We start from the raw sequence: 13,584 nt of genomic DNA on the forward strand, positions 1-13,584 counted from the left end.
AGCTAGCACACAAACTATCTGCCTGCTGCTAGCTTATGTCAGCTGAGAGTCAAATCATATATTTTTTGCCGATCTTTGCAAACTCAACTTCGCCAGTATAGCTAGACTTAGCCGCTTGCAAAATCTCGGCTAAGTCTCCGTATTGAGGTAAGTGTGTTAGTAGCAGTTGCTTAACCCCTGCCTGTTCCGCCAACTCTCCTGCTTGTTTGCCACTCAAATGTCCTTGAATGATACCGACGTATTTCTCATAGAGATTCGATTCAGCAACTAACAGATCAGCTTCTCGAGCAAAATCCAGTAACTCATGCTTCCAGCCGGTATCTGCAGTAAATACAGCTGTCCGACCGTTTGCAGTGAATTTTATAGCTAGGCAATAAACAGGGTGAACTGTTTCACAAAATGACACTTGCCACGGTCCGAGTTCCATTGTTTCCGAAGCTTGTATCGCACGCCCTTCTGTCACCCCTTTATAGGAAAGCTTGCTAAATTCTTCTGAATCTTTGTCATGTGCATAAATTAACAAAGGCGTTTGCCATTCCTTTAACTGCATACCTACCATAGCCGCATGTTGAAGTACACCAATATCGGCAATGTGATCTGGGTGATAATGGCTAATAATTACAGCATTCAACTCACGTAACTCTGTGTAATTCTGTACGGCTGCTATTACTCCACTGCCGCAATCAACCAAACAGCGAAACCCCTCTTGTTCAATCAAAAATGCCGAAGTCGCTTCATTTTTATTGGGGTAGCCTCCCCAAATTCCAATCGGTATGATCTTCAAAAAATCACTCCCTAGCTTCAATTTCTTTCAGTATAACTGATTTGTCACACATCCTTTTGTTTAACCCCTCTTGCATCGTGGTATATATACTACTAAGTTAGAAATTATTTGGAGGGATTACATTGACAGTAAAAATGACAGTCGAAAACGCACTTCAAGCCAAATCAGAAATCGAAAAACTAGAAGCACAGGGATACACACATGAAGATATTTACATCTTTGCGCATGATAAAAAGCGTGGCAAGGACATCTCGAAAGCACTAGACACTGAAGAAGTCGGCATGAAAGAACAAGGCTTCCTCGACAGCATGAAAAACATGACAATTTCACGAGGCGACGAGCTTCGCGCGAAGATGGCTGCTGCTGGATTATCTGATCAAGAAGCAGAACAGTATGAAGAAGAGCTTGATAAAGGGAAATTGGTTATTATTGCAAATAAAGACGTAAAGTAATTCACTAGTAAAGCATTGCCGGTCGAATCGGCAATGCTTTTTTATGTACCAATTCAACATGTCCACTGATTTTTCCCTCCTATTTAAGTGTTACTAATATAGAGTTAGCCAGCGCTTTACCTCTCTTTTTTATTGTATCGGCTTTATTTTTTTGCTATATTTAGATAAGGATTTTCTAATTTTTAAAAAACTTACATCCGTAGCAATCAGCATCAAGGGGGAACAACATGAAAAGTTTAAAAATGGGAAGTGCCTTTGTCGGCATTATTGTCGGTGCCGGATTCGCTTCTGGCCAAGAAATTCTTCAGTATTTTACTAGCTTTGGCTATATGGGAACTATTGCAGCAATCTTAGCAACTGCTTTATTTGCATATTTAGGAATGAGTTTAACTCGACTGGGAAGTCGTATGAAAACAACATCACATAAAGAAGCTATTTTTGGGATTAGCGGAAAAATAATTGGTACGATTGTTGATTACATCATCATTCTGACTCTTTTTGGAGTGGGTGTCGTGATGATTGCCGGAGCAGGCTCTATTTTCTCTCAGCAATTCAATTTGCCAGCTCCACTTGGTAGTACAGTCATGGCGATTCTAGTCGTCTTGACCATCATGCTGAATGTTAAAAAAGTCATTGCTATCATTGGTAGTATTACACCATTTTTAATTATTGCCGTTGTAGTTTTAGCGGTCTATAGTTTACTGACGATGGATGCCACATTTGCATCATTAAACCCCATCGCTAATGATCAAGCTTCTGTTCTACCCAACTGGTTCCTGTCCGCTATAAATTACGTATCATTTAATATAGCTGTCGGTGCTTCAATGGCCATTGTCATGGGTGGTACTGAAAAAGACGAAAAAGTCGCAGCACGTGGGGGACTCATCGGCGGACTTATTTTAGGTGGTCTAATTATTTTGAGCCATTTGGCGATTTTCTCCAAAGTGGATGTTGTCGGTAGCGCAGAAATGCCTTTACTGCAAATAGCTGATGATTTATCACCAATTCTTGGAGTCTTCATGTCATTCATTCTTTTTGGCATGATCTACAACACCGCTGTCAGCATGCTGTTTTCATTCTCAGCGCGCTTTGTTGAAATGGGTACGATGAAATCTCGCATGTTCATCATTGCTGTCGGGCTTGTCGCTTATGTATTGAGCTTTGTTGGTTTCACGAAACTTGTTAGTCTGTTTTATCCGACCATCGGTTTTCTCGGTTTGTTCCTTGTTATCGCTTTGATTGTTGCAGACATTCGACAACCGCATAAAACAAAACTTCAATAACTAGAGGTGAAGCGAGTAATGAAAACGATTATTTGGATCAACGATACTAAACTAGAAGCTCTTCATTTCAAAGCAGAATTAATGGAGGATTCGAATGTTCACTCAAACAAACGAAAAATTTCTTTTGACTTCAAGGTAACAAGTGAAGACTATCATGACATTGCAATATTGTTATATCAACTGAATTTGCGAATCCGTATTCCAGCTCAAGAATTGGATTTCAATGCATCGATTATCGATTACTCAACATCGATTACCGATTTGTACAAACCCAATCAAGTAGCCGATTACCATTTAGAACTGCTGGAACAAGATTAGATAGCTTAAGTAGAAAACCGTTATAACTTATATACAAGTACAAAGAGGAGCTTGTCCGATAAGCCTCTAACATAAAACAGACGGAGAAAAAGCGTTTCTTTTTCTCCGTCTGTTTTTTTGAATTGCCGCCGAAAATGCAGATAGTAGCTGATGGATACCAGCTACTTCCAAAAAATTGTGAGCCCGTGCGACAATCCTAAAATCGGTGTGTACTTTTTCGAGTTCCTGAAAGTATAATTTTAGGAAGGACCGATTGCGCTTGACACGACCAAGCACATTTTTTCCATCAATTTTGCGTCTTCTTACAGAAATGAGTGGTTTTCGTCTCTTTTTCTAGAGTCAAAATGGCTGATGGTAATGAAGGACGACGAAAGGCAAAGATATGCTTCTGTAAGATTTGCTAGCTTCGTCGCAATGGACATCAGCTTGTTCTTTAGCAGACAAAAGGGGCTGCACCGAAAAAGCCATTGTTTACGACCTTTTAAGACATCCCCTTCTTTTTACTTTCTTTTGAAACGGCTTCCTTTTTTTCTCATTCTCAATCGATCCATCAGCTCTTCTGTTTGTTGATTTTTGATAAGAGAGGTTTCTTCATCCAGAATGATAGAAAGTTGTCTGTTTTCTGCATCAATCGTGAACCAAGAATTAATATGGCTTCCTGCGGGCAAACAATCGAAAGGCAAGATCAATTCAAGTTTTTCTGCTTCTACTAAGATGACCGCATATCTACCGTCTTCAATACGGTCCAAAATTCCTTTCATCGCATTACCCTCCTATGCAAGCCAGGCCCTGTTCCTGAATAACCTCCAGCGTCCCTTGCCCAATTCCTTTAATATCAATTAATTCTTCCACGCTTTCAAACGGTCGTTGCTCGATAATTGCCTTTGCATAAGCATCGCCAATTCCCGATATCTCCTGCAATTCCGCTGAAGAAGCAATATTCAAATCGATACACCGATTTTCTCCTTCAGTGGGAACGCCTTTCTTCTGCGTTTTCACACGATAGGATTTACCGTCTGTTTCCACCACAATCGTGCCGTTGACATCTGTCCCGTAGACTTCTGCTCCCGCATTTTCTACAGCTGCAATTACTTCTGCATGCGGATGTCCATAAGAGTTATCGGCTCCTGCACTATAAATTGCAACGTCAGGATTAACTGCCTTCAAAAAAGCCGCACTGGTTGATGTATTGGAACCGTGGTGTCCTAAACGCAAAATTTCCGCATTTAACTCGATACCACTGTCAATCATTTGTTGTTCTTCTGTAATGCCCGCATCTCCTGTAAAAACAAAATCGACATCCCCATAGGTGATTCTTAATGAAATGGATTCCTCGTTTGCTGCACCGGTAAGTTCTTTTGGATGTAGCACTTCAATTTGCAAAGAGCCCACATCAAAAATGTCACCTGTTTTCGGCTCATCATACGCTGTATCACTTGCTTCAATAGCTTGCAGCGCATTTGTAAATGTATTAGAGCTACTCGTATTACCGGACATCCACACTTCTCCAACCTCAAATTCTCCGATTACTTGTGCCAGTTGACCAATATGATCGGCATCCGGATGAGTACCCACCACAATATCAATTTCTTTGATGCCTTGCTGCTTCAAGTAATCTACTACTTGGGTTGATTTCCAATGGCCCGCGTCAATCAACATCAAAAACCCTTCAAATTCTACTAGTGTGGCATCGCCTTGGCCAACATCTATATAATGTACACTCAAGGTTTCTGCAACATCTTCGTTTAGGACAGGCTGTTCTACTTTATCTTTATCGTTCTCTTGCTGCTCCTCATTATTCACTGCTTCGTCTTTTGGTTGCTCAGCTGCTTTGTTGCAAGCTGACAGCAACAGTAACATTAAAATTACTAGGAAGGACACTACTGTTTTTTTCAAAAACTCACTCCTGTTCTCCACTAAATTTTAGCATATGAAAACAGAAATGAAAAAGCAGGACAAGAAACGTCTCTTGCCCTGCTTTCTTCTATTTACGTAGACATATAGTCGCCACCATTCATATGCAAAAATTGACCTGTCATATATGAATTTTGCGGATCTGCCAAAAAAACATAGGCCTTCACCAATTCGTACGGCTGCCCTGGACGTCCAGCTGGAACATCTTCACCAAAATCATCAGCGACATTTGGATTTAAATCACCGAAAGTTTTTGTAATTAGCGGTGTCCAGATGGGCCCTGGTGCGATGCCATTCACTGCAATTTCTTCGCGCACTAACCGTCTTGCCAGCGACCGCGTCATCGCAACCATCGCGCCATTTGCTCCTGCATAATCAATCAAATCCGAATGTCCCCGGTAAGCGTTGATGGATGCGGTATTGATAATTCGTGAACCTCTTTTTAAATGCGGAAGCGCCGCTCTCGTCAAATAAAACATAGCAAAGGCTTTGATTTCAAAAGTTTTAAGTAGTTGTTCATCTGTAATATCAAGTGGTGAAGTTTGAGGATATTGGTAACCTGCGTTATTGACCACTATATCCACTTGGCCAAATTCCGCTAAAGTAAACTGGACCAACTCATCACAATTCGCTGATTTCCCTAAATCACCGCTTAACGCTTTCACTTTGCCCCCATAACTTTCAATTAATGTGATGGTTTTTTGAGCACCTTCATCGTCTCCTAGATAACCGATAACCACCTTAGCGCCTTCCTTGGCGTAAGCGATTGCTACTGCTTGACCGATACCACTACTGCCACCTGTAACAATTGCAACTTTTCCAACGAGTGCTCCACTGGCCTTATAGTCTTTTAAATCAGTGTTATCAAAATGATGATCTGCCATATTTCCACCCTTTCACCGACTAATATACGCTAGGAATTTTTGTTAAATGCCAAACATCATTCGAATATTGCTGAATGGTACGGTCGCTTGAGAAAATACCGGAAGCAGCGATATTTTTGACGCACATTTCAGCCCATTTTACTGGATTCGCATAAGCTGCCAAAATTCGTTCATGTGCATTTGAGTAGCTGTGAATGTCTTTCAAAACAAAATAAGGGTCCCTATCTTCTAACAGCTGCCCCACAATAAAATCAACATTCTCTTTTCCTTCTGTCCATTCTCCATCAACCAACTGCTTCATCATTTTTTTAATTTCAGGATCTGAATTGATTATTTCTTTCGGATCATAGGATTGTTCTTTTTCATACTGCATAACCTCTTCAGCACGCATCCCGAAGACAAACGCATTTTCTTGACCAGCTTGCTCGAATATTTCGACGTTCGCACCGTCCAAGGTACCAATCGTCAATGCCCCATTCATCATCAACTTCATATTGCCCGTACCGGAAGCTTCTTTAGAAGCGGTAGATATTTGCTCGCTCACATCAGCTGCTGGAATTAAGTATTCAGCTTGCGTGACATTGTAATTTTCGACAAAGACAATGTACAGGTGTTTTCTTAGCAGTGGATCATTATTCACTTTCACTGCCACCGTATTAATCATTTTAATTACTTGTTTGGCAAAATGATAACTCGGCGCCGCCTTTCCTCCAAAAAAGAAAGTTCGTGGATGTGGCCGGTACGTTGAATCTTGTTTAATTCGATCGCAAAGCATTTGAATATGCATGATGTTCATTAGCTGTCGCTTATAGCCATGAACACGTTTAATGTGGATATCAAAAATAGAAGCTGAATCTACAATTATATTTTCATTTCGTTGAAGATGATAAAGTAATTGTTCTTTTTTCAAGGTTTTAATCGCTTGAAAATCTTGAAGAAAGGAATGATTTTGAGCAAAATAATGCAATTCGTTTAAACGTTCAGGCTCTTCAATCCACCGAGGTCCAATTGTTTCAGTAATTAGTCCAGATAACTCTTGGTTGGCTTTAACGAGCCACCTTCGATGTGCGATGCCATTGGTTTTATTGTGAAACTTGTTCGGAAACTGTTCGTTCAGTTCTTTCATTTCTCGTTTTTTCAAAATTTCTGTGTGCAGTTTGGCCACACCATTTACTTTATAGCTTCCTACTACTGCTAATACGGCCATTTTAATCACACCATTTTCAATAATTGACAGCTTTCGAAATGTTTCTTCGTCTATAGTTTGTGTCTCTAGACTTTCTTTGAAACGCTTGTCGATTTCTTCGATAATCGTATAGACTCTTGGCAGTAAAGATTGAATCAGCCGACTGTCCCATTTTTCCATCGCTTCTTCCAAAATCGTATGATTTGTATAGGAAATAGTGCGCGTCGTAATATCCCAAGCTTGTTCCCAAGTGAGGTGATGATCATCAATCAATAAGCGCATCAATTCTGGAACGGCCAAAGCTGGATGTGTATCATTGATTTGAATGGCGACATTTTCTGGAAGTTTCTCCATAGAAAAGCTGCGATTGTTCAAGATATCTTGGAGTGATGCACTACAGAGAAAGTATTGTTGCTTCAAACGGAGGATTTTGCCAGATTCTAGAGAATCATCAGGATAAAGTCGGTCGGTGATCTTGGCGGTTTCTTGTTCATAAACCAAGTAATCTTTATCTCCGGGAAACGGGAGATTTGAAACTTCTGCCTGCCACAACCGAAGTGTATTAACTGTCCCCCCATTTGCTCCGACAATCGGCATATCATAAGGTACTGCTTTGACCCATTCCGAATTTTCTACCTTCATCTTTAGTCCGTCTATCCCCATGACTAATTGAACGTCTCCATAATAAGGAATGTCTATTGCTAGGTCTTCACGACGAGCATCTGCGTTGTGCTCTTCTTGTATCCATTCCGTAGGTTGTTCTGTCTGATAGCCATTGACGAAATGCTGAGTGAATAGCCCCCCTTTATAGCGCAGCCCATAGCCATGTCCCGGTAATTGAAGAGAAGCCAGCGAATCCATAAAACAAGCTGCCAATCTTCCTAACCCGCCATTACCAAGACCCGGCTCTACTTCAAGTTCTTCTACTTCAGAAAGTTGAAAGCCCAGTTCATCAAGACCTTCTTTAACGATGTGGTAAGCATTTATATTCATAAGGTTTTGTCCTAAAACACGACCAATCAGAAATTCGATAGAGAAATAGTACAATTGTTTTTCATCATTTTCTTTATACAGCCCGTTTGTTCGATCCCAACTCTCTTTGATCCACTCACAAGTCATTTCCCACAGTATCTCATAAGCTAGCTCCGTCGTTTTTCTCATATCTTTAGATTCGATTCGTGTGATAAAGCTTTTTTTGAACTCTTCTTTAGAAGAAAACATCATTGGCACGCCCCTTTAGATTAGCTTTTCATAAAGTTTGGCGTATTCTGTCGCAGAACGCGACCATGAATAATTGCCTTCCATGCCATTTTTCTTGATTGTTTCCCAATGCTTAGGCTGTTGGTAAAAATCTAAACATCGTTGGAGGGCAAGATCAAAGGGCTTGTCCTGTGAAAAATCGCTCAAGAATCCATTACCGGTCTTTAAATTTTCATCGTATTCAATGACTGTGTCTTTCAATCCGCCTGTTCTATTGGCTACAGGGACTGTTCCGTATTGCATTGAGATCAATTGACTCAAACCACAAGGCTCGAAATGAGAAGGCATGAGGAAAATATCCGCTCCTGCGTATAGTAGATGTGCAAAGGCCTCATCAAAGCCAATATGAATATAAACCTTATCTGGAAAATCAGCTGCTAACTTCTGGAAAAACTGCTCGTACTTTTCCTCTCCTGAACCCAATAAAGCAAACTGAACATCTTCTTTTTCCAACAAATTAGGCAATACTTCTTGCAAGACGTCAACTCCCTTTTGTCCTGCTAGCCTCGAAATCATTGTTAGTAACGGAACATCTCCACGTTCAGGAAGACCTGCCTTTGATTGGATTTCACGCTTATTGACTTGCTTTCCTTCCATGCTCATTGCATCAAATTCCCGTACGATGGCAAGATCCGTCGCTGGATTATAGACTTCTGTATCAATGCCATTTAAAATACCGACTAAATCTTGTTGCTTTTCTTGTAGAAGACTATTTAGTTTCTCTCCATAGAAATCTGTCAAAATTTCGTCTCGATAAGTCGGACTCACAGTCGTTATTTTATCCACGTAGGAAATGCCTGTTTTTAAAGAGTTGAAGCTACCGCGCCATTCTACAATTCCCTCGTCATAGTAACGCTCATTCATTTCAAAATTCTCCAGAAACTTTTCTTTTGAAAATTTACCTTGAAATTGCAGGTTGTGAATGGTCAAAACGGTCTTAATTGCTTGAATCGAAGCATATCGCTGATCCTCCTTTAGGAGGAACGGGATCATAGCCGTATGCCAGTCGTGCACATGAATTACATCTGCTTGCTGCTCTTGAAGTTGGACAATTTCTAGCACGGATCGGTTGAAAAAAGCGTATCGTTCAGAGTCATCTTTTTGTCCGTAAATTTGTTCTCTTTTAAAATAATCATCATTTTCTACAAACAAGTAGGTTACTCCGGCTTGTTTGTATTCAAAAAGTCTAAAAGGAAGTTGCCGTCCTTTAAAATGCACTTCGATAGATTCTTTCAAGATAAATTTCGATGCGTACTGTTCTGAGATCAAGCTATATTTTGGTATAATGACCGTAATATCATGGCCTAATCTGCTAAGTTCTTTCGGTAAGGCTCCGATTACATCTGCTAATCCTCCAGCTTTTGCAAAAGGTGCACATTCTGCTGCTGCCATAATGACTTTCATCATAAATCCTCCTTCGTGACGATTGCTCCTTTACGTAAAACAATCGGCTGTTCTGCAGTTCCACGTAAAACGACTCCTTCACCGATATGAACTTCTTTGTCTGCAATTACATACGACAAATCACAATTTTCTTCGATTACACATTTCTGCATAATCACGCATTTTTCTAATTGTGTATTTTTCTTAATGCAAACTCCCCGACTAATGATACTATCCATCACACTCCCCATAATGGTGCCGCCATTGGCTACCAAAGCTCGCTTAACATGGGCCCCGTGGATATAGCGCGTTGGAGGCTCATCTTTGACTTTTGTATAAATTGGACGATCTGGTAGGAATAACTGCTTCCTATTTTCTTCATCTAACAAAGCCAACGACGCTTGGAAATAACTTTGAATCGAATCAATAATTGCAAAATATCCGCTGTATTCATAGTCATTAAACGTATAAGGACTTTTCTTTAAATTGACGACATCTTCGACACTTACTACTTTTTTATCACGGTGCGTTTGAATCAGTTCAATTAACAACTCTTTAGACAGAATATAGGTTTTCAAAGAAACTCCGCTACTAACCGCTTCTGTAAGATCAGCACCTGATTTGATATGCTGCTTCAGCATGTCTTTAAAGTCTAATTGAGTAACAACAAAGCTATTAATGACGACAACGTAAGGTTGAATACTTTTTGTAAAAAATTGCATATGCTCTTCTAATGCTGCAAATGGGCCAACGGTTGATAATCCACCATTTCGCTGCGTAACCGGCAGAAAAAACAAGCCGTTTTTTCTTCGGTCTAAGTCCCAACTTTTCCCTCCACCAATATGATCTAGCAGAGAAGAAAAGGGATTCGATGGAAATACGCCAACCGTATTGACTCCCGAATTGACGAGATTCGATAATGGAAAATCAATTAATCGGTAACGCCCCGCAAAGGGTACTGAAGAAACAGTTCGTTGCATCGTCAAATCTTGTAATCCTTCTTTATTAACAGAGGCGTCTACTACAGCGAGTAAGTTCATTTTCCCTCACGCTCCTTCCATTCATCCAATTGCTCTTGAATCAGAAGAACCACTTCATCCTGCTGATCATGGATTTCAAATCCTTCCGGCACCTCTAAATTCGGCGGTACAATTACCCGATGAAGCTTGGCACCTTTTTTTATCGTGGAGCCACTCATGATGACACTTTCAGAAACGGCAGCTCCTTCTTCAATCGTTACCTTCTGAAAAACAACCGACTTTGAAACGTCTCCAGAAATTACGCAGCCTTCGTTAACCATAGAGCTTTGAACATTACCTGTTTTATTAATCACCTGTGGTGGTAATTGTGGATTTGAAGAAAAAATACGCCAAGCAGAGTCATGAAGATTTAAGCCAGAGTTCAAATCAAGCAAGTCCATATTGGCTTCCCATAGACTTTCAACCGTTCCGACGTCTTTCCAGTATCCTTTAAATGGATAAGCAATCATTTTTTCGCCTTTTTCTAGCATAGCCGGTAGGATATCCATACCAAAATCATGAGAAGACTCTTTATTTAAATTGTCTATTTCTAAATATTCTTTTAGCTTTTTCCATTTAAATACATAGACACCCATAGAAGCTAAATTACTTTTTGGATTTTCTGGTTTTTCATCAAATTCTTTAATGATCATGCTGTCATCGACGTTAATAACACCAAACCTGCTTGCTTCTTCCCACGGAACTTCTAGCACCGAAATGGTGACATCCGCTTCACGTTCTTTGTGATAGTCGATTAGTACTTCGTAATCCATTTTATAAATATGATCTCCTGATAGAATCAAAACATACTCGGGATCACATGATGTAAGGTAATTGATATTTTGATAAATGGCACTGGCTGTACCTGCATACCATTTAACCCCTTCTATTTCGGTATAAGGTGGTAGCATCGTGACTCCCCCGTGACGTCGATCTAAATCCCACGGAGTTCCCAGTCCGATATATTCATGAAGGACATGCGGCTGGTATTGTGTCAGCACGCCAACGGTATTGATTCCTGAATTGGTGCAATTGGACAACGGGAAATCGATGATTCGGTATTTTCCGCCAAACGGCAATGCGGGTTTTGCTATTGTATACGTTAATGATTTTAATCTGCTCCCTTGTCCGCCGGCTAACAACATTGCAACGACTTTATCGTTCATGTTGATTCCCTCCCATTCTCTTTAGTTTCCAGACAATCAATGTAAATGCTGGCAAATCGATTGAAATGGCATACATCAAGCCCTCACCTGCATGATTTGTCGCACCAACCGCTATTTCTGAAGGTTTGCTTTCTGACGTAAAAACTTTTTCATAGGTATTGTTTTCAGGAACCTCCAATTCAAAATCCGTATAATGTTGGTCTGAAAAATTACACACCACAATACACTCATCCTGCGGCAAATGGCCCCTACGAATAAAGGCAGCTACACTTTGTTGGTGGTTGTCCGCATCGATCCAAGTAAAACCGTCCGGATGATCATCTAATTCAAAAAAAGCTTTTTCAGTTTTATAAAAAGACAGTAATTCTTTTGTAAAATTAGCCATTTCTTCATGTTCTTCGGTTCCTAAGGAATGCCAATCCAATTCTGATGTGAAATTCCATTCTTCAAAATGACCAAACTCTTGACCCATGAAAAGCAATTTTTTCCCTGGGTGAGCAATCCAAAAACTGAGGAGTAGTCTGAGTTGAGCAAAACGATCACTCAAGGTCCCTGGAAGTTTGTTCAGCAAAGAACCTTGGCCATTTACTACTTCATCGTGGGAAAGTGCAAGAAGATAACGCTCTTCATACTGATACACGAGAGAGAAGTTCATTTTTTTATGCACCTCAGAACGCTTTGATGGCTGAGTTTCCATATAATCCAGCGTGTCACGCATCCAGCCAAAATTCCATTTATAATGAAAGCCGACTCCTCCTTCTGCTGTATCGTGTGTCACTTTTGGATAGTTCCACGCGTCTTCTGCAATTAACAAAACTTCTGGATGATGCTCTTTTAAACTGTTTGTCAACTTCTTTAGAAAAGCCGCACCTTCTTCGTTAGGTATAGCCTCTTCACGGTTTGGTACAAATAGCAAACAAATTAGAGCGTCCATACGAAAACCATCAAACTTAAATTCGCTTAGCCAATAGTGACTGCTCGATAGTAAAAAGCTAGCGACTTCTCCCTTTCGAATATCGAAATTCAACGTTCCCCAGTCTGGGTTGGCACGCCGGTCCTCCTGCTCGTATTCATATAAATAGCCACCGTTAAAGTTTGCCAGTGCATGTTCATCGACGCAGAAATGACCCGGTACCCAATCTAAAATTAAGCCAACTTTTTTTTCTGCGCATTTAGCAATAAAATACTTCAAATCATCAGCAGTTCCGTATCGGCTCGTTGGCGCAAAATAACCAGTCGTCTGATAACCCCAAGATTCATCTAACGGATGTTCTGTGATGGGCAGAATTTCTATATGCGTAAAACCCATCTCCAAAACATATGGAATCAACTCATCTGCCAATTCACGATAATTTAAAAAACCCCCTTGTGCATTACGTTTCCATGTCCCAATATGCAATTCGTAAATTGCTATCGGTTTTTCACCGTGCTTATTATTTAAAACTTTCTTTTGATGCAATACAGTTTTTGACCAAGTGTGTTTAGAAGAAGCTGCTACTATAGATTTGGTTTCTGGTCTCATTTCGCTCATTTGAGCGTACGGATCAGATTTCCTTACTACTTCTCCAGTTAGTGTTTCAAAGATATACTCATAAGCGTATCCAGTTAATCTCCGGGGAATTCTCACTTGCCAAATGGTTTCATCAAGAACGTGCTGTTCCATTTGAAAAAATTCTTCCACGAGACTTTCAGGATGTGTACAGGCTACCACTACTTTAGTCACACCTGGAACCCATAGAGTAAATGTTGTTTCATTTGTAGCGGTATGCGCTCCAAAATAAAGATAAGCGTCTTTCATCAGACCTGCATGGAAAGCTTCCAACTTGTCTGGAGTAAGATGGCTTTGAAGATCATTCATTTTTGCACCTCCAATAGTTCAATGGTTCCATGTCTCTTTTTAATTCTACGTAAGACTCGTAAATACCTTGTCAAGAT

At 40.3% G+C, this 13,584-nt stretch carries 12 protein-coding genes; 3 read left to right on the forward strand and 9 right to left on the reverse strand.

Annotation, left to right across the window (positions count from 1 at the left end):
- Nucleotides 1–49: 49 nt before the first annotated feature.
- Nucleotides 50–784, reverse strand: coding sequence for an MBL fold metallo-hydrolase (locus tag AUO94_RS07000; RefSeq protein ID WP_058386548.1), 735 nt, complete (start codon nucleotides 782–784; stop codon nucleotides 50–52).
- Between the two features lie 122 nt (nucleotides 785–906).
- Here AUO94_RS07000 and AUO94_RS07005 point away from each other — a divergent pair, with 122 nt between their 5' ends.
- From AUO94_RS07005 to AUO94_RS07015, 3 genes are all read left to right on the forward strand, one after another.
- Nucleotides 907–1,236, forward strand: a complete 330-nt coding sequence (locus AUO94_RS07005) for a YflT domain-containing protein (RefSeq protein WP_058386549.1) — start codon at nucleotides 907–909, stop codon at nucleotides 1,234–1,236.
- A 227-nt stretch (nucleotides 1,237–1,463) separates the two neighbouring features.
- A complete protein-coding gene (locus AUO94_RS07010; protein WP_058386550.1) occupies nucleotides 1,464–2,519 on the forward strand; it encodes a YkvI family membrane protein in 1,056 nt (351 codons plus the stop codon).
- A gap of 18 nt (nucleotides 2,520–2,537) precedes the next feature.
- The gene (locus tag AUO94_RS07015; RefSeq protein WP_058386551.1) at nucleotides 2,538–2,837 is read left to right on the forward strand and encodes a DUF3219 family protein; all 300 of its coding nucleotides are present in this window, start codon (nucleotides 2,538–2,540) and stop codon (nucleotides 2,835–2,837) included.
- A 500-nt stretch (nucleotides 2,838–3,337) separates the two neighbouring features.
- Here the strand turns inward: AUO94_RS07015 and AUO94_RS07020 are convergent, their stop codons facing one another.
- The 8 genes from AUO94_RS07020 to glgB form a co-directional block, all read right to left on the reverse strand.
- Complete coding sequence (locus AUO94_RS07020) at nucleotides 3,338–3,598, reverse strand: DUF3006 domain-containing protein (protein WP_058386552.1); 261 nt, start codon at nucleotides 3,596–3,598, stop codon at nucleotides 3,338–3,340.
- 4 nt (nucleotides 3,599–3,602) lie between these two features.
- Nucleotides 3,603–4,733, reverse strand: coding sequence for an MBL fold metallo-hydrolase (locus tag AUO94_RS07025; RefSeq protein ID WP_058386553.1), 1,131 nt, complete (start codon nucleotides 4,731–4,733; stop codon nucleotides 3,603–3,605).
- Between the two features lie 92 nt (nucleotides 4,734–4,825).
- Nucleotides 4,826–5,635: an SDR family oxidoreductase gene (locus tag AUO94_RS07030; protein ID WP_058386554.1), complete on the reverse strand. Its 810-nt coding sequence runs from the start codon at nucleotides 5,633–5,635 to the stop codon at nucleotides 4,826–4,828.
- A gap of 19 nt (nucleotides 5,636–5,654) precedes the next feature.
- Entirely contained in the window at nucleotides 5,655–8,042 is a 2,388-nt protein-coding gene (locus AUO94_RS07035; RefSeq protein ID WP_058386979.1) for a glycogen/starch/alpha-glucan phosphorylase, read from the reverse strand.
- Between the two features lie 15 nt (nucleotides 8,043–8,057).
- The gene (gene glgA / locus AUO94_RS07040) at nucleotides 8,058–9,485 is read right to left on the reverse strand and encodes a glycogen synthase GlgA (RefSeq protein WP_058386555.1); all 1,428 of its coding nucleotides are present in this window, start codon (nucleotides 9,483–9,485) and stop codon (nucleotides 8,058–8,060) included.
- Nucleotides 9,485–10,504 (reverse strand): GlgC family sugar phosphate nucleotidyltransferase, encoded by a 1,020-nt coding sequence (locus AUO94_RS07045; protein WP_058386556.1) that lies wholly within the window; start codon nucleotides 10,502–10,504, stop codon nucleotides 9,485–9,487. The genes glgA and AUO94_RS07045 overlap by 1 nt, the downstream gene beginning before the upstream one ends.
- On the reverse strand, nucleotides 10,501–11,649 hold the full coding sequence (locus AUO94_RS07050) for a glucose-1-phosphate adenylyltransferase (protein ID WP_058386557.1): 1,149 nt from the start codon (nucleotides 11,647–11,649) through the stop codon (nucleotides 10,501–10,503). Before AUO94_RS07050 ends, AUO94_RS07045 begins: the two co-directional genes overlap by 4 nt.
- Nucleotides 11,639–13,507 carry a 1,4-alpha-glucan branching protein GlgB gene (gene glgB, locus AUO94_RS07055; RefSeq protein WP_058386558.1) on the reverse strand — a complete coding sequence of 623 codons (1,869 nt, stop codon included), beginning with the start codon at nucleotides 13,505–13,507 and terminating at the stop codon, nucleotides 11,639–11,641. Before glgB ends, AUO94_RS07050 begins: the two co-directional genes overlap by 11 nt.
- Nucleotides 13,508–13,584 lie beyond the last annotated feature (77 nt).

This window comes from Planococcus kocurii (genome assembly GCF_001465835.2).
Lineage (GTDB): Bacteria > Bacillota > Bacilli > Bacillales_A > Planococcaceae > Planococcus > Planococcus kocurii.

What these genes read in the sequence shown, in the direction of transcription:
- AUO94_RS07010 (WP_058386550.1), top strand. Translation starts at nt 1,464, where the DNA reads ATGAAAAGTTTAAAAATGGGAAGTGCCTTTGTCGGCATTATTGTCGGT.
- AUO94_RS07015 (WP_058386551.1), top strand. Translation starts at nt 2,538, where the DNA reads ATGAAAACGATTATTTGGATCAACGATACTAAACTAGAAGCTCTTCAT.
- AUO94_RS07020 (WP_058386552.1), bottom strand. Translation starts at nt 3,598, where the DNA reads ATGAAAGGAATTTTGGACCGTATTGAAGACGGTAGATATGCGGTCATC.
- AUO94_RS07030 (WP_058386554.1), bottom strand. Translation starts at nt 5,635, where the DNA reads ATGGCAGATCATCATTTTGATAACACTGATTTAAAAGACTATAAGGCC.
- AUO94_RS07035 (WP_058386979.1), bottom strand. Translation starts at nt 8,042, where the DNA reads ATGTTTTCTTCTAAAGAAGAGTTCAAAAAAAGCTTTATCACACGAATC.
- glgA (WP_058386555.1), bottom strand. Translation starts at nt 9,485, where the DNA reads ATGAAAGTCATTATGGCAGCAGCAGAATGTGCACCTTTTGCAAAAGCT.
- AUO94_RS07045 (WP_058386556.1), bottom strand. Translation starts at nt 10,504, where the DNA reads ATGAACTTACTCGCTGTAGTAGACGCCTCTGTTAATAAAGAAGGATTA.
- AUO94_RS07050 (WP_058386557.1), bottom strand. Translation starts at nt 11,649, where the DNA reads ATGAACGATAAAGTCGTTGCAATGTTGTTAGCCGGCGGACAAGGGAGC.
- glgB (WP_058386558.1), bottom strand. Translation starts at nt 13,507, where the DNA reads ATGAATGATCTTCAAAGCCATCTTACTCCAGACAAGTTGGAAGCTTTC.